At 60.7% G+C, this 23,810-nt stretch carries 20 protein-coding genes and 2 pseudogenes; 4 read left to right on the top strand and 18 right to left on the bottom strand.

The window, feature by feature from the left end:
- Nucleotides 1–48: 48 nt before the first annotated feature.
- Together BM43_RS41335 and BM43_RS12300 are read right to left on the bottom strand one after the other, a co-directional pair.
- Entirely contained in the window at nucleotides 49–222 is a 174-nt protein-coding gene (locus BM43_RS41335) for a hypothetical protein (protein ID WP_155296516.1), read from the bottom strand.
- A 313-nt stretch (nucleotides 223–535) separates the two neighbouring features.
- Nucleotides 536–1,114 (bottom strand): TetR/AcrR family transcriptional regulator, encoded by a 579-nt coding sequence (locus BM43_RS12300; RefSeq protein WP_036055398.1) that lies wholly within the window; start codon nucleotides 1,112–1,114, stop codon nucleotides 536–538.
- 248 nt (nucleotides 1,115–1,362) lie between these two features.
- Here BM43_RS12300 and BM43_RS12295 point away from each other — a divergent pair, with 248 nt between their 5' ends.
- The 3 genes from BM43_RS12295 to BM43_RS12285 all read left to right on the top strand — a co-directional run bounded on the left by BM43_RS12295 (nucleotide 1,363) and on the right by BM43_RS12285 (nucleotide 5,149).
- Nucleotides 1,363–2,415, top strand: coding sequence for an alpha/beta fold hydrolase (locus BM43_RS12295; protein WP_036055399.1), 1,053 nt, complete (start codon nucleotides 1,363–1,365; stop codon nucleotides 2,413–2,415).
- 216 nt (nucleotides 2,416–2,631) lie between these two features.
- Nucleotides 2,632–3,261 carry a cysteine hydrolase family protein gene (locus tag BM43_RS12290; protein ID WP_036055400.1) on the top strand — a complete coding sequence of 210 codons (630 nt, stop codon included), beginning with the start codon at nucleotides 2,632–2,634 and terminating at the stop codon, nucleotides 3,259–3,261.
- Between the two features lie 478 nt (nucleotides 3,262–3,739).
- Nucleotides 3,740–5,149: an amidase gene (locus BM43_RS12285; RefSeq protein WP_036055401.1), complete on the top strand. Its 1,410-nt coding sequence runs from the start codon at nucleotides 3,740–3,742 to the stop codon at nucleotides 5,147–5,149.
- 91 nt (nucleotides 5,150–5,240) lie between these two features.
- On the opposite strand, the gene BM43_RS12280 is transcribed toward BM43_RS12285, so the two are convergent.
- From BM43_RS12280 to BM43_RS12265, 12 genes and pseudogenes are all read right to left on the bottom strand, one after another.
- Entirely contained in the window at nucleotides 5,241–6,794 is a 1,554-nt protein-coding gene (locus tag BM43_RS12280; RefSeq protein WP_230676395.1) for an amidase, read from the bottom strand.
- Nucleotides 6,795–7,236: 442 nt separating this feature from the next.
- Nucleotides 7,237–7,479: pseudogene (locus BM43_RS38770) on the bottom strand (PAAR domain-containing protein); the annotation flags it as partial.
- Between the two features lie 12 nt (nucleotides 7,480–7,491).
- A complete protein-coding gene (locus BM43_RS38765) occupies nucleotides 7,492–8,154 on the bottom strand; it encodes a hypothetical protein (protein ID WP_080742089.1) in 663 nt (220 codons plus the stop codon).
- A 20-nt stretch (nucleotides 8,155–8,174) separates the two neighbouring features.
- Nucleotides 8,175–8,363, bottom strand: coding sequence for a hypothetical protein (locus BM43_RS41515; protein WP_162184476.1), 189 nt, complete (start codon nucleotides 8,361–8,363; stop codon nucleotides 8,175–8,177).
- A 134-nt stretch (nucleotides 8,364–8,497) separates the two neighbouring features.
- Nucleotides 8,498–8,734 (bottom strand): PAAR domain-containing protein, encoded by a 237-nt coding sequence (locus BM43_RS38760; RefSeq protein WP_370448964.1) that lies wholly within the window; start codon nucleotides 8,732–8,734, stop codon nucleotides 8,498–8,500.
- 15 nt (nucleotides 8,735–8,749) lie between these two features.
- Nucleotides 8,750–9,280 (bottom strand): hypothetical protein, encoded by a 531-nt coding sequence (locus tag BM43_RS38755; protein ID WP_198399569.1) that lies wholly within the window; start codon nucleotides 9,278–9,280, stop codon nucleotides 8,750–8,752.
- A 54-nt stretch (nucleotides 9,281–9,334) separates the two neighbouring features.
- A pseudogene (locus BM43_RS42225) lies at nucleotides 9,335–9,583 on the bottom strand (PAAR domain-containing protein).
- A 189-nt stretch (nucleotides 9,584–9,772) separates the two neighbouring features.
- A protein-coding gene (locus tag BM43_RS38745; RefSeq protein WP_088555423.1) for an IS5 family transposase occupies nucleotides 9,773–10,590 on the bottom strand; the annotation gives its coding sequence in 2 pieces (ribosomal slippage) (nucleotides 9,773–10,242 and nucleotides 10,242–10,590; 819 coding nt in all).
- A gap of 530 nt (nucleotides 10,591–11,120) precedes the next feature.
- Nucleotides 11,121–11,540 (bottom strand): hypothetical protein, encoded by a 420-nt coding sequence (locus BM43_RS38735; RefSeq protein WP_080742306.1) that lies wholly within the window; start codon nucleotides 11,538–11,540, stop codon nucleotides 11,121–11,123.
- Complete coding sequence (locus BM43_RS12275; protein WP_036055402.1) at nucleotides 11,537–14,227, bottom strand: glucosaminidase domain-containing protein; 2,691 nt, start codon at nucleotides 14,225–14,227, stop codon at nucleotides 11,537–11,539. Before BM43_RS12275 ends, BM43_RS38735 begins: the two co-directional genes overlap by 4 nt.
- 52 nt (nucleotides 14,228–14,279) lie before the next feature.
- Nucleotides 14,280–16,787, bottom strand: coding sequence for a type VI secretion system Vgr family protein (locus BM43_RS12270; protein WP_036055403.1), 2,508 nt, complete (start codon nucleotides 16,785–16,787; stop codon nucleotides 14,280–14,282).
- Nucleotides 16,788–17,025: 238 nt separating this feature from the next.
- On the bottom strand, nucleotides 17,026–18,195 hold the full coding sequence (locus BM43_RS12265; protein WP_052409309.1) for an MFS transporter: 1,170 nt from the start codon (nucleotides 18,193–18,195) through the stop codon (nucleotides 17,026–17,028).
- Between the two features lie 219 nt (nucleotides 18,196–18,414).
- Here BM43_RS12265 and BM43_RS41875 point away from each other — a divergent pair, with 219 nt between their 5' ends.
- Complete coding sequence (locus BM43_RS41875; RefSeq protein WP_080742305.1) at nucleotides 18,415–18,630, top strand: LysR family transcriptional regulator; 216 nt, start codon at nucleotides 18,415–18,417, stop codon at nucleotides 18,628–18,630.
- 336 nt (nucleotides 18,631–18,966) lie between these two features.
- Here the strand turns inward: BM43_RS41875 and BM43_RS12260 are convergent, their stop codons facing one another.
- The 4 genes from BM43_RS12260 to BM43_RS12245 all read right to left on the bottom strand — a co-directional run bounded on the left by BM43_RS12260 (nucleotide 18,967) and on the right by BM43_RS12245 (nucleotide 23,749).
- Complete coding sequence (locus tag BM43_RS12260; protein WP_036055405.1) at nucleotides 18,967–20,157, bottom strand: porin; 1,191 nt, start codon at nucleotides 20,155–20,157, stop codon at nucleotides 18,967–18,969.
- Between the two features lie 223 nt (nucleotides 20,158–20,380).
- Complete coding sequence (locus tag BM43_RS12255; RefSeq protein WP_013691363.1) at nucleotides 20,381–21,652, bottom strand: MFS transporter; 1,272 nt, start codon at nucleotides 21,650–21,652, stop codon at nucleotides 20,381–20,383.
- Between the two features lie 59 nt (nucleotides 21,653–21,711).
- Complete coding sequence (locus BM43_RS12250) at nucleotides 21,712–22,563, bottom strand: sugar phosphate isomerase/epimerase family protein (RefSeq protein ID WP_036055406.1); 852 nt, start codon at nucleotides 22,561–22,563, stop codon at nucleotides 21,712–21,714.
- Nucleotides 22,556–23,749 carry a dihydrodipicolinate synthase family protein gene (locus BM43_RS12245; RefSeq protein ID WP_036055407.1) on the bottom strand — a complete coding sequence of 398 codons (1,194 nt, stop codon included), beginning with the start codon at nucleotides 23,747–23,749 and terminating at the stop codon, nucleotides 22,556–22,558. The genes BM43_RS12250 and BM43_RS12245 overlap by 8 nt, the downstream gene beginning before the upstream one ends.
- Nucleotides 23,750–23,810 lie beyond the last annotated feature (61 nt).

Genomic DNA, 23,810 nt, shown 5'->3' with positions numbered 1-23,810 from the left:
GTTGGACAAGAGCAATTGTGCAAATGACCTTGATGTATGCGTTAGCTATCAAGCGTCACCCCAGTCTGCCTTTTGAGCAATCTTCGCGATTGCATATTTTGTGACAGCCATCACGTTGCTCATCTCCGGAAGATACGCACTTTGGTGATCGAAACCCTCAAATGCGAACTGCTCGATCGCACCGCCGCGCTTACCAGGCGCCAGGCCAGATTCATGCGGCACGGTACCATCGCCTTGCGATTCCGCCTCGCTGATGGAAAATCGATCGCGTAGATCTGCTATCAGGATCGGTGCGTGATCGACGTGGATTTTGACAAAACATAACGTTGTTTCGCAACGCTTTACATCAAGCCATCTGCGAAAACTGCGTCCGGCCCTAAATCTCTATAGGATCGCATCACGCTACCCCCAGCGACATCAACGCCGCCAGCGCCGCCGCGACAAACGCCCCCGGCACGCCAACCCCTGCGCCACGACCATATAGCCAGCGCACCAGATCGACCGCTTCCGGCTAACGGAAGCCCGCTGCCCACGCTCACTTCGGCAAAAGCCCGCACGCACGGTAACCATCGATCAACGCGTCGAACAATGGCAGGTCCGAGCGACCGCGCGCGACCAGTTGCGCACCGGCCACCGCGGCAAAGATCGCGCGTGCCTGCCGTTTTGCTTCTCGTGGACCCACCAAGTCCGCATCCAGTAGGGCCTTTTTCAGCCATTCGATGTTGACGTCCGCGAACGCCTGGGCTTCCTTCTTCACGATGTCGGGCAGGTCGTCGTACTCGGCGGTCATGAAGCTCGCCAGACACATGCGGTTGCCGTTCTCGAGCGACTTGCGAAACGTCTCGGCGGGATACCTGCGCAGCCGTTCGAGTGGATCTTTCGCCTCGCTCCAGAGCGTGTCGAGCGTCAAGGCCGCGTCTTCCCGGTAGCGCCGTGCCACCGCGGCCGCCAGTTCGGCCTTGCCCGGGAAATGATGGTAGAGGCTCGCCGCCTTGATCCCGACCTCTTCGGCCAGATTGCGTATGTTCAGGCCGCCGTAGCCGTGTGCCTGCGCCATCCTGGTAGCGGTCACCAGGATCTTCTCGCTGGAATTCACGCCTGCCTGGTTTTTCATGGACTCGCCGATAAAAGGTGTTGACGAGCCGCAGTATAGCTTCTAGCATTTAATCTAACAAACGTTAGGTAGTATTGCTGCCTGGCTCGATCCTGCTGCCATCGATTTCCGTCGAAGGTACGCCATAACGTCCGAGATCTTTCGTCTGATGTGACCTTGTCCACTGCCTGCAATCAGGTGCGAGGGATGCAGGAAACCGTCGGGGAGCCCTTGATGACATCACCTTTTTACATTGGGGTTGTTTAGACATGTCCCATCCATTCGACATCGGGCGCCGCCGCCTGTTGAACAGCACGTCGGCCCTGGCCGCGTTGAGCCTGCTCGATCTGGCCGGCGCGGCCTCGGCGCGGGCCGCGTCGCGTTACACCACCTCGCCGCGAGCGGCGACGCCGGCCGCGTCGGCCTCGTTTGGCCCGATCCGCCAGGTCGACGCCGGCCGGCTCAACATCGGTTACGCCGAAGCGGGCCCGGAAAACGGCCCCGTCGTGATCCTTCTGCATGGATGGCCGCACGACATCCACAGTTTCAGCGAGGTGGCGCCGATCCTGGCTGCCGCTGGTCACCGAGTGATCGTGCCGTATCTCAGGGGATACGGATCGACCCGCATCGTCTCCGCGGACACGCCGCGCAACGGCCAGCAGGCGGTGTTCGCCGCCGATGTCATTTCGCTGATGGAAGCGCTGAGGATTGACCGCGCGGTGCTCGCTGGCTTCGATTGGGGCGGCCGCGCGGCGAACATCATCGCTGCGGTTTGGCCCGAACGTTGCCGAGCGCTGGTGTCGGCTAGCGGTTACCTGATTGGCAGCCAGCAGGCCAATCGCAAGCCGCTGCCGCCGCAAGCCGAACTGCAGGCCTGGTTCCAGTATTACTTCGCCACCGAACGTGGTGTCGAAGGTTACGCCGAGCATCGCGACGAATTCAACAAGCTGGTCTGGCGCAACGCCTCGCCTCGGTTCAGGTTCGACGACGCGACGTTCCTGAGGACGGCGCAGTCCTTCGACAATCCCGACCATGTCTCGATCGTCATCCACAACTACCGTTGGCGGCTGGGGTTGGTCCAGGGCGAATCGCAGTTCGACGACTTGGAACGGCGGCTGGCCCTGGCGCCGCCGATCGCGGTGCCCACCATCACGCTGGAAGGCGACGCGAACGGCGCGCCGCATCAGCCGCCGGCCGCCTATGCGAAGCAGTTCACGGGTAAGTACCAGCACCGTGACGTCACCGGCGGCATCGGCCACAACCTGCCGCAGGAAGCGCCCGCGGCATTTGCCGATGCTGTCTTGCAGGTCGTGAAGCTCTAGCCTGCCAGGCCGCGGCTGGCCGTGCCTGTCGGTTGCCGTCGCCCGGCGACGTGGCTACCACGCCGGCGCGTGCGAAGCCGGCCGCCGGCGTTGCCGAGATTCCCCAGCCGCGATCCCGGGCCGCCGTCCGCACGAACCGTCGAAATCGCTCACACCCTTGCCTTGTCCTCAAGCTTGACGGCCGTCCCTGGACGGTCTTTTTCCGGAGTCAGCAACATGTCCCAGCCAGTACCGCGTCGCGCCTTGATCGTCATCGACGTGCAGAACGAATACATTGACGGCGGTTTCCTGATCGAATATCCGCCGGTTTCGTCGTCCTTGCCGAAGATCGCTCAGGCGATCGACGCCGCCAATGCGCACCAGATCCCGGTCGTGCTGATACAGCACGTGCTACCCGCCGATGCGCCGATTTTCGCGGCGGGCAGCGCCGGTGCGCAGTTGCACCCGGTGGTCGCCGAGCGCCGCCACGATCGCGCCGTGACCAAGGTGCTGCCGAGCGCATTTTCCGGTGCCGGTTTCGAGGACTGGCTGAACGAACGCGAGATCGACACCTTGACGGTGATCGGCTACATGACGCAGAACTGCAACGACGCTACCATGCGCGACGCCATGCACAGGGGTTACCGAGTCGAGTTCCTACCCGACGCGGCCGGCTCGCTGTCGTACCGGAACAAGGCGGGCCACGCGAGCGCGGAGGAGATGCATCGGATCATCACCGTCATCATGGAGTCTACCTACGCGGCCACCATGTCCACCGACGAGTGGGTGGAAAACCTGAAGCACCCGACGCCCGTCGCGAGCGACAACATCTACTACTCCAACCTCCGCGCGCACGGAAAGATGTAAAGCAGGCGTGTGCCACAAGGCGGGCTGCGATTGCGCGGCCTGCCTCGCGCTTTGTTGCGGGGTAGCGGTATTCCGGCCGAGACATTTCGCAAGTCGCTCGAAAACAGCAATCATCTGTGTCCCGCACGCTTCACGACCACTGAGTGCGTCGACTTGCCCGACATTTCGGGTTTCCCCGGCAACGTTTCGAGCGAATGAGCCGGGCCTCGTCTTCCATCTGCATCGATCGTCGGTATTCCTACTGAAATATCCATTCGCGATATCGATTACGCGCCTGTCTTTGTGCGAGGACCCGGGCGTGCTCGAGTGATGCTTGAGCTCATGGTGATCGTCTCGCCCGTCGGTATTGCCATCCAACTTGGTCAGCAAAAAATTCTTGACGACACACACCGCAACGCTTAATGTTCAGGCTAACAAACGTTAGGTAGTTAGTGAGCCTGCTTTGTTGTCCACGTCCCGACCCTTTTGAAGGCTTGCCATGAGCATCGAACTCATCTCCCAAGACGCAACCCGTCTCGCTGAACTGATTCGCAACAAGGAAGTTTCTCCGGTGGAGGTCGTGAAAGCGCATCTCGACCGCATCGAAGCCGTCGATCCCAAGCTCAATGCCATCGTCACGCTCGCCGATGGCGCGCTCGACGCCGCGCGCGCGGCCGAGCAAGCGGTGATGAATGGTGAAGCACTGGGGCCGCTGCACGGCGTGCCCTTCACGGCGAAGGACTCGATCGACACCGCCGGCGTGATGACGCAGCGTGCCTCTCCGATCTTCAAGGGCCGCGTTCCGGACACGGATGCCACGGGCATCGCACGCATGAAGCAGGCCGGCGGCATCCTGCTCGCGAAAACCAACCATCCGGAATTTTCGTTCTGGATCGAAACCGACAACCTGCTGTCGGGACGCACCCTTAACCCGTGGAACCTGGAGCGCACGCCTGGCGGCTCGAGCGGTGGCGAATCCGCGGCCATCGCGGCGCTGATGTCGCCGCTCGGTCTGGCCACCGACATCGCAATCTCGGTACGCGGCCCGGCGGCACTGACCGGCCTCGTCGGCCTGAAGGCAACGCACGGGCGGATTCCGATGACCGGTGTCTGGCCGCGCCTGCCGCGTCGCTATTGGCACCTCGGCCCGATCGCCCGGACCGTTCGCGACGTTGCCCTGGCCTATTCGCTGCTGGCCGGCCCCGACGGCCTGGACGGCTATTCGACGGCTCCGCTCAGCGTTGATACCGGCGTGAGCGCCAAGCCGGGCCGTCCGCTGCGGGTGGGCTGGCTGGTCGACGAATTTGCACCGGTGGACGCCGAAGTCGCGGCAACCGTGCAAGCTTCGGCCGAAGCGCTGAAGAGCCTCGGCATCGCGGTGGAGCCGGTGAGCATTCCGGTGCTTACGCAGATCAACGCGCTGGAGCTGCTCTGGAAGATCCAGTTGATGGAAACCAAGCCCGCCTTCAAGCAGATCACGGCTGGACACGAGGAAAAAATCTTCAAGCACGTCCAGGGCATCTACGATGCGCCGGAAACCTCGATCGCCGATTTCGTCGACGCGGAGCAGAAGTCGGAACAATTGCGCGACGGCTTTTCCGAGTACTTCCAGAAGTACGACGCCCTGATTTGCCCGGTGTTGCCGGTGGCGGGCCACGGGCACGATTCCGATCTCGACATCAACGGTCAAGCGGTATCTGCGCTGCACGTCATGGATCCGACCGCGCCGCTGAACGTGACCGGCCTTCCCGGTATGACGCTGCGCTTCGGCACCAGCAGCGACGGGCTGCCGATCGGGGTGCAGATCGTCGCGCCGTGGATGGCGGAATCGACCCTGCTGCATCTCGCTTCGCTGCTCGAAGCGGTCAGCCCGGTGCGTGGCCTCCATCCCGACGTGTCGAAGCTCTAATCGATCCTGGATCCCCTATCCCTTCGTCGGGAATAGGGGATAGCAAGAACGTGGCGCGAATCTTTTCGCGCCACGCGTGTTTTGAAGCTCGTCAGATTTGCGGATGCAAATTCCGCACGGGACTCACCGATTCAAGTATCGAAGCCATCCGAAGGATCGTGCGCTCGGCATACCAACGCGAAACCAGTTGGACTGCGATCGGCATGTTGTCGTCGCTGGTTCCGAAGCGCATCGACAGCGCAGGCAGTCCCGACAGATTGAACGGGGCCGTGGCGGTCAACATGTGCCAGGCCGGTACGGTCACGCCGTTGATCACATACTCGGAGAGGCCATGCAACGGGGCGTGAATCGGCGTTACCGGGCAGAGGAAGGCGTCGTAGTTCTCGAAGAAGCCGGCGAATATGTCCTTGTAACGCTCCGTGGCCTGTTCGGCGGCGACGTATTCCACGAGTGACGGATTGGGTGCCTCGAGGTAGGTGGCAATGCTTTTGGACAGTAGCGACTGGCGGTCTCCGACGAACCGCGCGAAATACGCTTGCCTCTCCGGAATGGTGAACCTGGAGTAGATTTCCAGGCTGTTCATTTGCTCGAGCGCTGGGAGTCGAACCTCTTCGACAACGCAGCCTTTGTCTTGCAGCGCGCGGGCGGCCGCCTTGACTGTCGCGACGACGTCGGGCGCTATCGGACCAAACCCGCGCTCCGCCAGCCAGCCGATACGCAACGGGCGAGTGGATTGACGCTGTGCGTCTGCATTCATGTCCAACGGACCTTCGCCATATCCATCGATACCATCTGGTCCCGCAAGGACCGAGTACGACAGGGCGATGTCTCGGACGCTACGTGCCAAGGGGCCGACATGCCAGCAACGTCGCGGGGCTTGTGGCCAGTGTCCGGTGGTCGGAATGCGTCCGAGCGTTGGTTTGAATCCGAGAATGCCGGTATGCGCGGCTGGTCCTCGGATCGAAATACCGACGTCGCTGCCAAAGCCGAGCGGTGACATTCCCGCCGCAATCGCGGCCGCTTCTCCACCGCTCGACCCGCCGGGCGTGTGAGCGAGATTCCACGGGTTATTGGTTCTCCCGGTCAGCAGATTGTCGGTTTCGATACCGAAGGAAAACTCGGGCAGATTGGTTTTCGCCATCAGGATTGCGCCGGCCGCCTTCAGGCGCGAGACACCTGTCGCGTCCTCGGTGGGGATGCGCCCCTGGTAGAGCTTCGAGCCGCGTTGCGTTGGAACGCCGGCGGTGTCGATTGCATCCTTGGCGGTAAAGGGCACGCCATGAAGCGGACCCAGGGTGGAGCCGTTCATCACGGCGGCTTCCGCAAGCTTTGCGTTCTTCAGTGCCTGCTCGCCGAGCAATGTCACGATCGCATTCAACTTCGGATTCACGGATTCGATCCGATCAAGATGCGCCTTCATGACCTCGACTGGTGAGACCTGCTTCGATCCAATCAAGGCGGCCAGCTCCGAGGCATCCTTGTAGTGCAACGGAGAATCGGTCTTCTGAACGGGCAGGCTTTCCGGATGGGGGGAGGGACCTGCAGGGGCCTCGGTGGTGGATTGGGCGATAGCGCTCCTGGAAGTGGTGAGCATCGCGGCGACCGCGCCGACGGTCGCAAGAACATCCCGGCGTGTAACAGTCATCAGTTTTCCTTCGACAGAGGTGCAGTGGGCCTGTCCATGGATGATTCGGAGCGCCTTGTCCGCAAGTTCGAGCGCGCATGGGCACGTGTATGTCCAGAACCCGGTTGATGAAGCATTGGCCAACGTTTTCGGTATCGATACGTATGTGGCAAACGTCGCCTGTTTCGCGGCTGGTCGACCACGCACATGCGTAGGTTACGCCATAGCTAACTAACAGTTGGTAGTTTTGTGAGTGGGGTTCTCATGTGCTCCGTCGGCATGTTCTGGTGTGGCAACCGCCGAGCGATGACTTTTCAGGCCTCGATGCTCAAGGTCCGATTCGCCGGCAGCCCCGTTACGCGTATCGAGCCATGGTCGGTGGACGCGTGGCGGGCCTTCGTGGCGAAGCCGTACGCGGCGGTGCTGCAAGGCACGTTCGCTGGATCGCGGGTGGAAGTGAAGGCGTCGACAAGAGACGGCACCTGCATGTTGCGTGATGCCCATGCCGAACGATCGGTACGCCGGTATCCGTCAAAGACGTGTCGCCTTCCTCTACGACGTTGGGCGACACGTCTGGATGCCTTGGACAACATACGAGATCCCCTTGGCGAGCGACCTGGCGGCCGTCGTACCGCATCGTCGCCGACCCGGTTTCCACCTTGTCGTCGTGGTCGGTGTCGTTGCCTACCCGAATCAAATTGATCATTTTCGCGCCGGGCTACGGACATGCGTTGACTGTGCCGCACTCAATCCAGCGCTCTATAATCCTCCCGTCTTTCGCGGTATATCTAACTCTCCAGAACTTGAGGTTGTCAGCGATTTTTAATAATTCAACCATGTCCCCTTTTATTATGTAGAATTTTGTTTTGCCTTTGCTGGTTGGCTCCGCGTACAGGTAGGCTCGATTTGCGGTTACCTGCCTATTATCGGATGCTTTGCTATCCCTGGTCAGGTAAACGTCGAGTGGGCCGTAAAAGAAATCGCCGTCTGGATTTCTTGTGACCTTCCAATGCAATTCTCTGTTATTTATTGAAATATCTGAGATTCCATTTTTTGAACCAAAGAACGAGAAGAAGTTGATCGTCGCGCGTAACCCGTCAGGCGATATTGTTCCATTCAAATTGTTGATCCCTTCCGTGTCGCAATCAATTCTTTGTCCTTCCTCGGTGATAAAGCAGTAACTCCCTGTAATTTGATTGCCTGAAGATTTATGTAATTTAATGACAAAGGTGGAATAAGACTTTTTGCCTTCGTGTTGCGCAGATGCATACCGCCATTCGCCAAGAAGTGGACTCGCCTCAGTTTGAGGCGCTTGCGCAATCGCCGCCTCGGATCCAGGAAGAAGGCACAGTCCAATAAAAGTGCGTATCAATCTGTTCATGGTTTTGTCTGAAGTAGTCGTCAACACGGCCAAGCCAGTCCTTCAAAAAAAATGACTTGGATAGAATCATTGTCGACCGGCATGATGTTGCTGTTGTCGATCAATTCGAATCCCGGCCAGTTCCACGGCCCGCACATCCGCACGAGCGGATGATCTTGCTCACAGACCCATCCCTGCCGTGCGCTGCCGTCCTTTGCACCGATCGTCATGAGGAATCACGCGCGGCCCTCGTCGTCCTTCAATGCAGCAGGCCGTCCTTCAATGCAGCAGGCCGTCCAGCAACTGCGGATCGTGCCGGATTGAGTCAGTGCCGTGGGCCCGGTCGCGCTGGCCCGAGAGTGGTTCAGCTAGATGAGGCTCGACGAGAGACGGCGCCCGCATGTCGCGCGATCGGCACGCCTGCGTCTGTCAACGACGTGTCGCCCTCTTCGATGAGATTGGGTGACACCTCGGGATGCTTCGGGCAGGAAACGAGGTCTCCCCTGCGGGCGACGCACCGGCCGTCGTATTGCATCGTCTGCGAGCCGGTTTCCACTTTGCCGCCGTGGTCGGTGTCGTCGCCGACGCGGATTAGATTAATCCTCGTACCGAGGCGTTAAGGGTACATATATTCGGTATGATGTCCGACAAATTTATCGCCGACGAAATCGAAGCAAAAATTACCCTCTTCAAATGCTCGGTATACCAATATTGCTCCGCTGATACAAACTTTGTTGCTGTCTAATGAGTAGGTGATTTTGCCATCGTCTTTGGCGATGCGCCGACCACGCATATAGCCAGAAAACGCATCGATAGGAAGCGGATAGACCACACCGGTTTGCGTGTCGATGGCTACGACTGTTCGCTGGTGATAATTTTTGAACTCTGGATAGGTTAGAAGAATGTAGTGGCCGTTAAAATTGGGAGAATTATTCTTGATCGCATCCTGGTATGCTTCAACATGCTTGGCATCGCAAAAATCGATCGGGCTATATTGGAATGAGCAATTTGTTAACGCAGATGTTGCGTATAAAATTTTTGCCGAAATATATTGATGATTGCTTGTGTTGTCTTGCGTTTGCGTCTTTGCGAAGAGGCAGGGAGATGCGATTGTGAGAATCGCGAGTATAGTCGCTTGAAGTGTCATTTCAATTTTGGTTTGCCTTGCGCTGTGAATTTCGGTTGGACTTCATGCTCGTTTTTATGCCAGGGGACGGGTGCTACTAAACGCCGCTCGACAGCAGACGACATGCTGCGCGAAGGGGGGCGCATCGGTCAACGACATGTCGCACTCTTCGATGACATTTGGCGACACATTTGGATGCCTCAGACAGGAAACGCGATTTCCCTTGCGGGCGACATACCCGCCGTCCTATTACATCATCTGCGACCCGGTTTCCATCTTGCCGCCATGGTCGGTGTCATTACCGACGTGAATTAAGTTCATCACGGCGTATCGTGGCCCATGTAAGTGGTGTGATGGCCCACGAATTTGTTCCCTTCCAGGCGGAAGCAAAATTTTCCGGTTTCATTGGCTCTGTAAACTAGAATTGAGCCATATATACAGACTTCGTTGCTTTCCTTTGAGAAATTAAGTTTTGCATGTTGTGCCGAGGTGCCCACTTCCTTAGAGACGGTTTCATAAAGGCTGCTCGACGCGCCGAAGGGTATTCCAGCAGATCAGGCAGCAACCGAGTTTGAGGAACGCGCCGTGAATGTCCGCACGTCGCTCGAAACGAATACGGAGGCGACGGAAGTGATGCAGCCAAGCATGCGTGCGTTCAACGACCCAGCGATATTTGCCAAGGCCGCTGCCGTGTTCGGTACGGCGCCTGGCGATCACCGGCTCAATACCGCGATTGCGCAACGCTCGTCGATGTCGCTCGGAGTCGTATCCTCGATCGGCGTAGACCACACGCGGTCTTTGCAGCGGGTGGCCTCGCAGTCCGCGAATCGGCGCAATCGCGTCAATCAGCGGCAGCAATTGCGTGACATCGTTGACGTTCGCGCCGGTCAGGATCGCGGCAAGCGGCGTGCCGTTGGCGTCGGTGACGATGTGGTGCTTGGAACCGGGTCGCGCGCGATCGGTTGGGTTTGGCCCAGTTTTTGGCCCGCCCCAACTGCGCGAATCGATGATGAATCGACAGCGGCTCGCGAGAAGTCGATTTGGTCTGCTGCGCGCAGCTTCGCGAGCAGCAGCTCGTGCAAACGGTCCCACACACCGGCAGCCTGCCAATCGCGTAGCCGTCGCCAACATGTCACGCCCGAGCCGCAACCCATCTCGGCAGGCAGATCGCGCCAGCGCAGTCCGGTCTTGAGAACGAACAAGATGCCGGTCAGCGCGGCGCGATTCGAAACCGGCAGGCGGCCCGGGTTCTTCTTGCGCCGTGGCTTGGATGGCGGCAGTAACGGCTCGATCAGTGTCCACAACTCGTCGTCGATGATTGGCTTGCCCATCTCCTCGTCTCGGTTGTTCCGATGCCTGAGGTTAACAGCTCGCCGCGAAAGTTAACAGCCCCTCGGGCCCTTTTTGAAACCGTCTCTTAGGAGTGTCGAAGTAGGAATCTATCGGTACCGGATAGACGACCCCGCTTCTTTTATCGATCGCGACCAATGACCTCTCGTCGTCCCATTCTTTAATTGGAAGAAGGATGTAGTCGGAATTAAAATTAGCCGGTTTATTTTTGAGCGCTGAATTGTATTCTTTGATGTGCCGGTTGTCGCAAAAAATCAACGGGGGAATATTTGAACGAGCATTCGTCGCTGGGGTAAGCAATTTCCACTTTGCTAAATGTCATCGTCGGTGGCGTTTCGGCCCAAGCGGTAGCGATGGGCGACGTAAGCTCAAGCAGCATGCCCGGAGCGATGACAAATAATGAATTTTTACACTTCATTTTTCTAACGGCTCCTGTCGATTTCCTCAAGCACTGTAATCACCATTGCGGTCGATCTGCAGTGGTCGGTGTTGTCGCCCGCGCGAACTAAATTCATTGCTCTTTAGATTCAGTAGGTGTTTTCTGAACCGGCGCGATGCCTAGCCCATTAGGAGCAAGGCGGCTACTTTGCACCCAACCCAAGACCGGCTTCGATTGTCTTGAATTTAAATATGCGACTGATGTAAATCCGCGATAGCTGGTATAAGCTTCGACAGATTCGTTCGGTAGTATAAAAATTCCTTTCACTTCGCAAGAATAATCTGGTGCTGAATAAAATTGGAGGCGTCCGCGGCCAATAACGGTTCTGCCAGCCTCTTCGCCGGCGATATAGTCTCCGTTCTTTGAGGCGGTATAGTTCAATGTTTCACAATTAACTGAGGCGGATGCTAGGCATATTTCAGCGTAAGCTGTCATAAAAATTAACAGACTTATTGACGTTGTTTGTCTAAAAAAATTGGATTGTGTGATCATGTTTTTTCCTCTAGATCGTATTGCGTGAGATTGTATGGATCGATGTAATTATTGATCAATTTTTTGCTATAGTTCGGGTCGGTTGCATAATGGTGGTCAAGGGCCTTTGCAAACTTGTGAGCGTCTGGTATTTGGGCGCGTGCCTCGGCATATGCCCGGCCGGTTGCTAGTAGTTGTCCGTGAAAATCAAATGCCTCGATCAAATTCGGAAATTTCCTGAACGGCTGGGGAAGGCGAACCTCCTTTCCGTTAACGAATTCGGATGTCATGGCGTTGACGTAGTTTCCGCTCGCTAGATCCTGCTTGTTCGCTTTAATGCCGAATGGATTATTGCTGCCTGATGGTAAATGGTGCCCGAAACCGCTTTCCAACGCCCACTGTGCAAGGGATATAGAGGCGGGAATACGCCACTTCGCTTGCGCTGCTTGTGCTGCCTCGTTGACCTCTGCAGGAAACGACCTCGTTCCGATTACCGCAGGCCTCACCGACTTGAAATTCCCGACAAGGCCTATCGGATGAAAATGCCAAGGGCTCGGTTCCTTCGGAAACCCCTCCACACCAGACACCTGCTCCCACCACTGCAACTTCCCAATCCGTTCAATCTCCGTCTTCCACAGCCACAGCAACTTCTTCATCAATGGCGACAGCGCCTCCCATTTGCCCAGGCCACCGCCCCATTCGCTTTCGCACCGTACCACCAGATGCGATAGCGCCTCAGCCATCCACGGCGTCTCCAACGCGTGCTTCAGCTCGAGCGCGGTGACCTTCCCATCGTGGTCCGTGTCGATCGCTTTCTCGAGGTTCGTGATCAGCGGGCCGGCATTGACCGTCGCCGCGCTCGCCTCGAACTCGGTCTTGCTTTCATCGGCCAGGTACAACTCGGTGACATGGATGTAACGCTTGAGCATATCGACCGGCATGATGCTGCTGTTGTCGATCAATTCGAAGCCCGGCCAGTCCCACGGTCCGCACATCCGCACGAGCGGATGATCTTGCTCACAGACCCATCCCTGCCGTGCGCTGCCGTCCTTGGCACCGATCGTCACGAGGAACCACGCGCGGCCCTTGTCGTCCTTCACCGTGCTGTTCGTGCCAGCCTTATCCAGGTCGATGCGTCGGAACACGTCGCGAAAGTCGGCACCGGGGCCTTTCGCATTGGAGAGGTTCAGTGGGAAATCCTTCCAGCCTGGAACGATCTCCGACGTTGTTGTATTGGCGAGCGATCCTTCAACCCATACCGGCGTACCCGAATCCGTGTACGTGGGTTTCGCGTGACGGCCGCCATGAACCGGCGCGGCCGTCTTCGGTTGCACCTTGACCCATTTGCCTTTGGCATTGGCGTCGAGGGGGACGAGCTTCACGCCCGGCTGCAGCTTCTGATCGGGCTCGGCCAGCTCGTCGACCAGGTGTGCCCCGGGCGAGATCTCCAGGAACGTCTTCGCGGCCGGCAATTCCTTCGCACGAGCTCGACTTTTCTGAATGAACGTCGCGAGTTCGGGCCCGGCGAACACCTCCAGGTGAAGAAGAGGCCGGGTTGGTTTCGCCGGCAGCAGCTTGGCCTCGGTGTAGCGCAGGTAGTGGCCCAGTTGGCCGATGACCTCGCCTGCCTTGACGGGATATGGCTGCTTCAACACGACGACCGAATCCAGCGGCTGCGGGTTCACGACCGCGTCCAACTCCTTGGCATAGACGTAGCCATATGGCGCATGTGGAGAAGGGGTGCGACCCACCACGGCAGCCGCCGGCGTGCCCGACTTGATGGTCTTGATCTTCGCCCAGCCGGGCTTCGCCTTGGCGATCTCGTCGGTGTCCGATACCGTCAATTCGGATCCTTTCGGCATCATCCCGATGATCTTGCCGTTTGGAAATTCGCGAATCCGGATGCCTTTGACCGGTGGCGGCAGGCTCGCCGTGTCGTCGTCGGGGGCATCGGGTTCAGGGACTGTCTTGAAATCGCTCTGGATGAATTCGCCGATCAAGTCGCGCGGCGGCGAGGCGGGGGTTTTCGGCTTGGCAACGTCTTGCGAGTCGTTCGCCTTGTCGCCCACTCGATAGAACCGCTCTCCCTCCCAATACGGCATGGGCGCCATATTCAACTTTGCAGCGTCGACTTGCGCAACTTTGGCCTGTGCTGCTGCGGACTGGTAGGTGTTCCAGTCCATCAGGTGCATGTAGAGGCTGAAGAAGGTCAGCGTTTCGCCTGGCCGGGGCTGACTGGATGCCGGCTGGCCAGCGGCCTGTTGGCTTGCATCGGGCTTAGGCGGGGGCGGCGGAGGTAATTGCAGCTTATGCCGCACCAACACGAAGCCCGTGGCGTACAGGGCATGGCGGCCATCCGGGTAGTCCTGCTCCGGATATTTGCTGTCCAGCCGGTACGCCACCACCTCGCCGTCGGCGATCACGCGAATTCCCGCGTCCTGTTTGAGGTGTTTGGCGGTGTTTTGGTCGAAATGGACGCCGCCGTGCCACATGCCATTCGCGCCCAGCGGATAGAAGCCGTCCTCGGCAGCGGCCAACGCCTTCATATAGGTCATCGGGGCGCTCCCGCCGCTCTTGTCGACAGAGGCGAAGGGAAAGGCCCAGGCGAGCGGCTTGTACGGTTCGGGCGCGGGTGCGCTCGATGTGGAAGGTGGGTTCGACGGTTTGGCGGGCGGGGTAGGGTTCCCGGATGAATGGCGCTGGCTCATGGCGATCGGAATCTCTCGTTCATTTCTTATCGTGAGGGGCGGTGCAATACGTTCAGCCCGAGAACGGCGTGCCGCGTCCGCCCTCGCTGGCGATCGGCGTGGCCTGCAGCTTGTCGCGGATCGTCCCGCTCGCCGCGCCAAGCTTGTTCCACGTGGTGCACTTTTCCAGGATCTGGCCCGTCGTCACATTCTCGATGACACCGCCCTTGATGCTGATGTACGAGCCGCCGGCACCAATCCATACCTCGTTCGCAGCGGTCAGCACCAGCCGACCGTTTGCGCTCTCGATCTTCACATCTTCCAGGCCAACGACCGACAGCGGGCCGCCCTGCGCCTGGATATCTACTGGTCCCTTCGCCGCAAAGATCTTGATACCGAGATTCTGGGCGAACACGCTGACCTTATCGAGCACGCTGGCGAGCAGGGATTTTCCCGCCGCCAGATTGATATTCTCGCCGGCCGCCGTATTGACCTGTTGCGTCGCGGTGAGATGCACTGACTGCTGCGTGGACGTCGCAATGCCCTCGGGGCTCGACAGCAGCATGACCGGCCTCGAAAAGCCGTTGGCGTTCCCGGTGCCGCCGCCGGCCGTTCGGCCGCCACCCGCCGTGCCAGCGATCGTCTTCTGCGTCCCGTCCGTGAAGGACTTCAGCGCTTTCTGCCCGGCTTGCAGGCTCTCGGCGCGATTCGTCTCGCTTGCGCTTGAGGCGGTTTCGAACACGGCTTCCACACGTGCCAGCGATTCTGTTGCGGCAGTCACATTCAGCGGTTGGTCGCTTGCCGGTTGCGTCGATACATAGAGCCCCTGTTCGGCACGCACGGCGCCGTACGCGTTGGACTTCAAATCGAAGCCGTTACCGAGGAACGCGCCACGGGTGTTGTCCGAATGGTCGACAAGATGACCGAGGTGAAGATGGGAGTGATAGCTCGTGGTGTAGAGGTGAACGCGGTTTTGACCCGTGGCATCGTCCATGACGAGCTGGTTAAAGCCGTCGCCGCCATACTCCCGGGATCGGAAGCCCGACAGCAGGCCATGCGTGTTCCACACCGGCATCGTCGATCCACCGTGTAATCGCGAGATGATGACCGGCCGGTCGCAGTCGCCGTTCACGAATCCCAGCAGCACCTGATCGTCCTTGCGCAGCGGGAAGTAGCCGCCGCGCTTCGCACCCGCGTCCGGCATGGCAGCGCGAATCCAATTCGTCGATTTCAGCTTCGGGTGGTTTCGACTGTTCGTCGTCCGAACGCGGACCCGATTGCCTTCGTCCGTCAGGATCTCATCATCGCTGTCTGTCACGACGATGGCTGTCTGGAGATGCATCTCCGGCTTCTGGTGCTCGAAAGGGCTGCGGAAAGGCGTGCGGCGGCGCTGTGCCTCGATTTCAACCTGGATAAAGCCAACACCGCCGTCGCCGTGCCTGACGGCGGCGCCAGCGCCGGCCGCGCGCGCCTGTTCGACCTCGTTGCGCAGGCTGCGAGGAAACCGCGTCAACGCGTCGATGCCGGGGATATTGTTCTGAATCAGCCAGTCACTGGCGATGATGGACAACTCGCGATCTTTCGGCGGCAGCTTGTCCAGAATGGGATGGCCGGTCAGCTTGAACCAGTAGCCGGGCAGGGCATAGCGCGGGCTGCCGACGGCGAAATAGCGTTTCGCGCGGGACGCCCATTCTTCCGTGCGGATGCGCGCCTGTTGCTCGCCCATGCCACTATTCGACCATGCCTGCGAGCCCGTGTAGAGGTAGTCCTCTCCCTGCCCGGGCAACTCGTCCAGATCGGCCGCCGGCGTGCTGATCCGTTGATCGGCATTAGGACGTTTGTAGTCGGCCGCGCCGAGCGTGAGGGACTCGCTCTGTACGTCCTGCTGCTCCCCGAGCTGAGTCAGGCCGTCGAACTCCTCGTTCATGCTCGAGTGGCTGAATTTCATGTCACCGCCGGGAAGCGACGGGCCGCAATACAGATCATCCATGATGACGACTTGGTGCGATTTCCCATCCTGCGCGAAATCGAATCGCGGGAACACGCCGACCTCCTCCATGCAGCGATGGACGAATTTCCAGTCGGTTTCCCACTGCACGCGGTGCGAATACGAGCGCATCGCGGCGCGCAGCTCGAGCTTGTACTGCCCGTTCGCCTGGGGATGCTTGTCGAACACGTCGCTCAGAATCTGTGAGCCGTTTGCTTCTTGCCAGTCGCGTCGATCGCTGCTCAGCTTGAGGAAACTCAGCCAGGATGAGAAGTGGACCTGGAAATAGGAAACCGAGCCATCGCTACCAAGACGGCGAGCGCGCTGCACGTAGCCGTGGATGGGCAGATAGTTTCCGTCGGTTTGCTGAATCCAGAGCGTGACCGGCTGCATCAGCAGCGTCTTGAATTGAATCGAGTTCCCGCTCGTCGACAAGGCGTCGACAACCACCTCGAAATTTCGTCCGAGCCGCGCCTTAAACTTTACGTACAGTGGAACGAGCGCGTCCTTGCCGATTGGCGTGTCGAGTTTGACGAGCCGTTCGTACTGGGTGTAACGGGCTCCGAGCAACTGTTCCAAGGCCTTGATAGCCATGAGGAAACTCCGAATCTGTTGGACCGGAGATGAGCAATCTCGGGCAAAACCGGTCGCAATATTATTGGCATTGGCCTAAGCCGCCGAGACAGCGGCTCATGGCGCAATGCCGGTGGCGTAGCTCCTCTCAAAGCGCAACCACACGGTTTGAATCGACCCACGCACGATGCCTAGTGCTTTTTCGTGCCGGATTTTTCATTCTAGGATTAGCCGCAGCGTGAGCGACTGATCTTCCGCATCATCCCCGACGCGACCAATCCACGCACAGCACCCCCAGCGATACCAGCGCCGCCAGCGCCGCCGCGACAAACGCCCCCGGCACGCCAAACCCCTGCGCCACGACCCCCGCGCCCGGTCCACCAACGGCCAGCCCCAGATCGAAGCACGCCAGGTAAGCCCCGATCGCGAGCCCGCGATTGTCGCCAGACACGCGCCGCATCGCCTCGACCCCGAACGACGGAAACACCAGCGAATAACCGAGCCCCATCAAACAGGCGCCGACGAAGGCGATCGACGGCCCGTTCGCCCACGCGATGGTAAGCAGGCCGACAGCCTCGACCAGCAACGACACGAACCCCGTGCGATACCCGCCAAAGCGATCCGGCAAACCACCGAACAGCAGCCGCACGACGATATAAGCGCAACCGAAAGCAGTCAGCCCCAGCCCCGCATGCGGCCATGACTCAACGCCATAACGCAGCGCCAGAAAACCTCCAATGGTCGCCGCGCCGGCGGAGGCGAGCGCCATCCCTAGCCCCGGCGCCCAGATCAACCTCAGCATCGCCAGGAACGAAGCACGCCGCGCGGCAGCCGCCACCGGATCGGGATGCCAACCGGCGGCGATCGCGAGCCCCGCCAGCGGCGTCAGCGCTGCGGCCAGCCCCACCATCCCGAAACCGCCGGCATGATGAATCGCCAGCCCGATCGGCGCGCCGGCCGCCAGCGCGGCATACATCGCGATGCCGGACCAGGCCATCGCCTGCCCCGCGTAGCGCGTGCCAACGCGAGCGATGCTCCACGCCGCCAGCGCCGTGATGAAGAAACTCTCGGCCAGCCCCAGCACCAAGCGCGCGAGGCACAGCAATGCAATCGCGATCAACGCATGCGTCGCCCCCGCAAGCGCTGAAGCACAGTAAATCCACCCAGCCACCGACGCGCCCGCCAACCCGAGCAACGCGGTAGTCTTGCTGCCTTTCGCATCGGCCAGCCGGCCGGCGAACTGGCGTGTCAGCAGCGTGGCCGCCGACTGCAAGCCAACGATCACGCCCACCGCGACGGTACCGAAATGCAGCGTGCCGGGCACATAGAGCGAGAAGGTCGGCAACGGCAGCCCGACCGCGAGAAAGCCGAGGAAGGCCACGACCGAGAAGGGAATCAGTTGCCGGACAACCGGCTGTTGCTGCTGCATCGATGTCGTCTCCATGAACGCCGCGCGTGAGCACGCGGGCGGCGCAGTGTAGGCGTCGTCCGCGGATCATGGCAGGTCTCGCGCGTCATCGCCGTGATGACAAAAAGTCAGGCTCGATGGCGTAGCCTTGACATCAGAATGCGCAGTCAAGCGCCGGATCGGCCGTGCCGGGATGATCGACGGCCCGTGCCAGTCTTCCACTCAGGCAAGGAGATTTCGATGGCATTCGATGCGCGGCTGCTGAACGGCGCCGGCGTGCTGGCGGCGATCGTCGAGACCGGCAGCTTCGTGCGCGCGTCGGAAGCGCTCGGCGTGACTTCGTCGGCGATCAGCCGAACAAGTTTCGCGATTGGCGAAGCGCTGCGGCCGTTTGCGCGGATGCACGGTTCGCATCGAGCAGCGTGGCGGCCAGGGGCAGCGCGGCGGCGGTCTTGAGGAGCGTGCGGCGTCGGTTCATGCGGGAATCCTCCTGTCGTGGCGAGATGCGGCCCGGCGCTGGCCCGCTCCGGAGGGAGGCGGGGCAGGGCGGGCTCGATTCGTCGCTGCGCGCCGATGGCGGCGCGCGGGCGGCATCGCGTCGGTTTGCCGGGAGGCGAACCGACGCGATGCAAGGACAGTTTAGGAAGCGACGCGCGAGGAAAAAAGCGCGGTGGCGTCAGGATGCGGATGACGCGAGGTCATGCCTGGCATACAGGCCCATCTTCCCGGCACGCCGTTGCCGGTCGCAGCCGGTCGTCGCCGGGAGCCATCAAGCAAACCGCCCGAATCCGATTAAAAGCGCGTACGGATTGCGAAACGCACATAAGCCTGGCGCGTATTGGAGGAATCCCCCAGGTTGCCGATGTTCGCCACCGCGGCGGCGCCCGTCGACGAGATGCCGGACGCTTTCTGCAAGGTCGCCCCGGCGTAGAAATCCGTTCGCTTGGAGACGAAGTAGTCGGCGATCAAGCCCAATTGGTTGAAGTGCTGGTTCCCCACCGAGCCGCCGGCACCGTTGCCGACGGCGCTGCCCTTGGTGTACTCGTAGCCGATACCCGCATAAAACGTGGGCGAGAACTTGTATTTGATGCCGATCTCGCCGGTATTGAATTTCGCGGTATTGCCGCCGAGCGCGGTGATGTTGCCATACGCGACGTTCGAATACGCGGCGCCGATCAGCATGTTGCCGATCTGATAGGTGGCCCCGCCGGTGACCACCTGATACGAGGACGCGCTCGCATAACCGCTATTGAGCACGCCGCTGAGCTGTGTCGCGCCATTGGGGTTGCCCGTGAAGAAGCCGGTACTGCCTGCCGTTCCGGTCGGGTTCTTGAAGTACTCGTAGGCGGCGGCGATCGTGATCGGTCCATTGGCGTAGGTGAGGCCGGCGTTGTATCCGCTGCCGCCGGTGATGTTGCCGGGCTGGCCGCCGAGGCTCCATTCGCCACCGAAGCTGAATCCGCGATACTTCGGGCTGGTGTAACGGATCGTGTTGTTGAGCCGCAGCGAATTGTTCAGGTTGTCGAGGTCGCCGGGATGCGAGAACAGCGCGCTGCCGTAGTAGCCCATCGTCGAGACGGGCTGCACGAAGTAGAAGACCGAGTCATATTGCCGGCCGAGTGTCACGGCACCGAAGCGGCTGCTGGACAGGCCCACGAATGCCTGTCGGCCGAACTCGGCGCCGCCTTGCCCGAGCTGGCCATTGTTCAGGTTCACGCCGGATTCGAGCGTGAAGATCGCCGCCAGCCCGCCGCCGAGATCCTCGCTGCCCCTCAGCCCCCATCGGCTGCCGTTGATGCCGTTGGTCGAGTCGAGATTGAACTGCCGCCCGCCGACATTGTGGCCATTCACCACGTTCTTGTTGTTGCTGATGAATTGCACGCCCTCGTCGATAATGCCGTAGAGCGCCACGGAGCTCTGGGCATAGGCATGCGATGCGCACAACAGGGTTGTGCCGCATAACGCGACATAAGTTCGTTTCATTGTCACCTCCATGTATTTTCATTGTCGTGAGGCCGCCCCGTGCGTTCTCAACGATTCGAGCCACGGCCTGAATACCGCTCGCACGGGCGTGCGTCGACGCTTGCCCGGTCTGGAAACCGGCCGGGCAATTCGCGCACGTCAAGCGGGCGGCCATATCAGGCCGTTTGGGATTGCTTATTTAAATCCGGGTTCGACTACAGATTTGCGAATCGAAGCCGAATGGTCAGTCGACATGCAATAGCGACACGCCTTTTGTCTCTTTCACGAAACCGAAGATGATCGCGAGCCCCAGCAGGACACCGATCAAGGTGAAGACCCATATGCCGACCGCCATGTCGAGATGGAGAGTGCGGATCGACGACAGCACGACGTAGGGCGCGATACCGCCGCCGAACACGCCGATGTTGTAGATGAAGCCGACGCCGGAACCGCGCACGTTGCCGGGCAGGTTTTCCGCGATGATCGTTGCGTAGCAGCCGCCCGCGCCGACAATAAAGAAGCCCGAGAAAAACGCGAAGACAACGGCCAGCGGCATGACGTTCACCGAACTGACCAAGGCATAGACGCTCGCGCTGCCCAGAATCAACAGCAAGGCCAGGCCTTTCTTGCGCCCGAGATATTCCACGACGAAACCCGACGCGGAAAACCCGAAGATCTGCCCCACCGCCGAGGCGCTGGTCAGCCAACTGATCGTCGCGGCACTGAAGTTGAGCCCCTTCAGGAAGGTGGGCAGCAGCCCTTGCAGCGGCCAGGCGGCGAACTGCAGGAAGATCAGCATCAGGGCGAGTACCAGCACCAGCCAGGGATGCTCCGCGAACAGGCGGAACGCGGGCCAGCGGCCGCCCGCCTTGGCCTGCTGCTGGCTGCGTTGCCACATCGGGGATTCGGGCAGATAGCGATACAGCAGCCAGCCCAGGATGGCGCTGGGAACGATGCCGACGAAGAACAGCACGCGCCATCCGAAATGCGGATAGACCAGGCCATAGACGATCGCAGCCAGGATCGCGCCGATACCCCAGCCGGCGTCGAGCATGCCGATGCCGATCGCGCGATGCTTTTCCGGCCAGGTTTCCGCGATGATGGTGGAACCCAGCGCGAAGATCGGCGCCATCCCGAAGCCGAGCAACAGGCGGAACACGAGTATCGATGCGAAGCTCCACGCGATGCCGGTCAGCGCGCCACCTACCGTGAACCATGCCAGCGCGATCAGCAGCGGAATCTTGCGACCGATGCGATCGCTCAGGCTGCCGAACATCAACCCCCCCAGCCATCGCACGCCGAAGGTGGCCAGGATCAACAGCGAAGCCGTGCTGGGCGCCACGCTGAATGCCTTGGCGATGTCCGTCAGCACGAAGGTGACCAGCAGGAAATCGAAGGCGTCCAGCGCCCAGACGCACCACACGCCGATCAATACGCCCCATTGGCCGAGGCTGATCTCGCGATACCACCGCCGCCCGGGATCCGCCCCGGCTTGTGCTTTTGCCGATTCAATCATGTTTCTCCTCCGTTATATCCCTTGGCTCTATCTGGCCTCGGCACTGCCTGTTTGACTGCTCATATTGCGCTGGCGTGACGTTCGATGCAGATGTCGAGAACGTCGCCGCCGTCGCGCTTACCCCAGTTTTCACTCGAGAAGATTTCGACCTCGTTGAAACCTTCGTATCCCGTTGCTTCAACCCAGGTTCGGATCGTCGGGATGTCGATCACGCCATCGCCCATCATGCCCCGATCGTTGAGCAGGTCGCGCGTGGGCACCAGCCAGTCGCAGACGTGAAAGGCCAGCAGGCGAGCGCGACCCGCGCGATCGATCTGCGCCTTCAGCTTCGGATCCCACCACACGTGATAGACATCCACCGCGACACCCAGCGCGCCGGTTTTTTCCGGATCCAGTTCGTCGCAGAGATCCAGGGCCTGCTCCAGCGTATTCACGCACGCGCGATCGGCCGCGTACATCGGATGCAGCGGCTCGATCGCCAGCGGCATGTGAACGCTGCGCGCGTAGTCGAGAACCTGCTCGATGCCGTCGCGAACCTGTTCGCGCGCGGCGCCGATATCCTTGCTTGCCGACCCGGCCGGCAAACCGCCGACCACCAGCACCAGGCACGGCGCATTCAACTCGCGCGCCTCGTCGATGGCGCGGCGGTTGTCGTCGATCGCCTGCTGCCGCCCGAGCGCCGTCGATGCCGGGAACATGCCGCCACGGCAGTAGCCGGACAACACGATGCCGGTGTCCCGCAGAAGCCGGGCCACGCTTGCGCTTCCCACCGCCGCGACCTGATCGCGCCAGGGCGAGATCGCGCGGATCTGGCGCCGGCCGCATTCCTCGATGATTCGATCGAGCGGCCATTGCCGGACCGTGGCCGTATTGATGGACAGCCAGCGGTGATCCTGGGACAGATCACGCATCCCACACTCCGTTCATCGCCAGCAAGGTTTTCATGCGCGTGGCGGCGAGCTCGGGACGCTCGAGCAGGCCTGCCGCGTCCGCCAGCCGGAACAGCTCCACGAAATGCTGCAGCGAGCGAGCGCTTTGCTGGCCCCCCACCATGGTGAAGTGCGGCTGATGGCCATTGAGCCAGGCCATGAAGACCACGCCCGTCTTGTAGAAGCGCGTGGGCGCGCCGAAGATGTGCCGTGCCAGCGGAACCGTCGGTTGCAGGATCTCGTGATAGCGCTCGATATGCCCCGCGGCCAATTCTCCGAGCGCGACGGCCGCGGCCGGCGCAATGGCGTCGAAGATGCCAAGCAGCGCGTGGCTTTGCCGATGGTTCTCCGATGCGCCGATCCCGTCTCCGGCGATCAGCTCGGGATAGTTGAAATCGTCCCCCGTGTACATCCGAACGCCTTCCGGCAGACGGCGGCGCATGGCGATTTCCTTCTGCTTGTCGAGCAGCGAGATCTTGATCCCGTCGACCTTGCCGGCATGGGCGGCGATGATGCCGAGGGCGGTATCCATCGCATCGTCCAGATCCGCGGTGCCCCAGTAACCTGTCAGCGCGGGGTCGAACATATCGCCCAGCCAGTGCAGCACGACCGGCTGCCGTGCCTGGCTCAGGATGCGATCGTAGACGCGTTCGTAGTCCGATGGCGATTTCGCTACCCGCGCCAGCGCGCGGCTCGCCATGACGATCAACGTTCCGCCCAGCGCTTCGATCGCCTCCATCTGTTCCTCGTACGCGCGAATCACGTCGTCCAAGCTGCGCGCGTCCTCCGGCGCGAGCTGGTCGGTGCCGCATCCGGATGCGATCAGCGCGCCCGGCGTGTGCCTGGCCACTTCCAGCGAACGCTTGATCAGTTCCAGCGAGCTGGGCCAGTCCATTCCCATGCCGCGCTGGGCGGTGTCCATCGCTTCGGCGACGCCGAGGCCGAGCGACCACAGGTATTCCCGGTAGGCCATCGTCGCTTCCCAGTCGATCGCGTTCTGCGTCGAGGGATCGTGACTGACGAACGGATCGGCCACCACGTGCGCGGCCGAATAGGCGATTCGCGCGGTTTGCGGGCGTACCTGGTGCGCCGTGAACGGGGTGGCTTCGCGCAGTCGATACGGCTGCAGGGTGCCGTCGCCGGCTGGGAGCTTCAAGGTAATGCTCATCGGTCTCTCTCAACGAATGTCTGGCGTGCAGGGAATTGACAGTGCCCGTCTTGTCGTCGGC

This window comes from Burkholderia gladioli, from assembly GCF_000959725.1.
GTDB classification, from domain to species: Bacteria; Pseudomonadota; Gammaproteobacteria; order Burkholderiales; family Burkholderiaceae; genus Burkholderia; species Burkholderia gladioli.
This window is presented reverse-complemented; position numbering and strand designations above follow the sequence as displayed.

Coding starts and splice junctions, on each gene's coding strand:
- BM43_RS12300 (WP_036055398.1), bottom strand. CDS start 1,114: ATGAAAAACCAGGCAGGCGTGAATTCCAGCGAGAAGATCCTGGTGACC.
- BM43_RS12295 (WP_036055399.1), top strand. CDS start 1,363: ATGTCCCATCCATTCGACATCGGGCGCCGCCGCCTGTTGAACAGCACG.
- BM43_RS12290 (WP_036055400.1), top strand. CDS start 2,632: ATGTCCCAGCCAGTACCGCGTCGCGCCTTGATCGTCATCGACGTGCAG.
- BM43_RS12285 (WP_036055401.1), top strand. CDS start 3,740: ATGAGCATCGAACTCATCTCCCAAGACGCAACCCGTCTCGCTGAACTG.
- BM43_RS12280 (WP_230676395.1), bottom strand. CDS start 6,794: ATGACTGTTACACGCCGGGATGTTCTTGCGACCGTCGGCGCGGTCGCC.
- BM43_RS38765 (WP_080742089.1), bottom strand. CDS start 8,154: ATGAACAGATTGATACGCACTTTTATTGGACTGTGCCTTCTTCCTGGA.
- BM43_RS41515 (WP_162184476.1), bottom strand. CDS start 8,363: ATGACGATCGGTGCAAAGGACGGCAGCGCACGGCAGGGATGGGTCTGT.
- BM43_RS38755 (WP_198399569.1), bottom strand. CDS start 9,280: ATGACACTTCAAGCGACTATACTCGCGATTCTCACAATCGCATCTCCC.
- BM43_RS38735 (WP_080742306.1), bottom strand. CDS start 11,540: ATGATCACACAATCCAATTTTTTTAGACAAACAACGTCAATAAGTCTG.
- BM43_RS12275 (WP_036055402.1), bottom strand. CDS start 14,227: ATGAGCCAGCGCCATTCATCCGGGAACCCTACCCCGCCCGCCAAACCG.
- BM43_RS12270 (WP_036055403.1), bottom strand. CDS start 16,787: ATGGCTATCAAGGCCTTGGAACAGTTGCTCGGAGCCCGTTACACCCAG.
- BM43_RS12265 (WP_052409309.1), bottom strand. CDS start 18,195: ATGCAGCAGCAACAGCCGGTTGTCCGGCAACTGATTCCCTTCTCGGTC.
- BM43_RS41875 (WP_080742305.1), top strand. CDS start 18,415: ATGGCATTCGATGCGCGGCTGCTGAACGGCGCCGGCGTGCTGGCGGCG.
- BM43_RS12260 (WP_036055405.1), bottom strand. CDS start 20,157: ATGAAACGAACTTATGTCGCGTTATGCGGCACAACCCTGTTGTGCGCA.
- BM43_RS12255 (WP_013691363.1), bottom strand. CDS start 21,652: ATGATTGAATCGGCAAAAGCACAAGCCGGGGCGGATCCCGGGCGGCGG.
- BM43_RS12250 (WP_036055406.1), bottom strand. CDS start 22,563: ATGCGTGATCTGTCCCAGGATCACCGCTGGCTGTCCATCAATACGGCC.
- BM43_RS12245 (WP_036055407.1), bottom strand. CDS start 23,749: ATGAGCATTACCTTGAAGCTCCCAGCCGGCGACGGCACCCTGCAGCCG.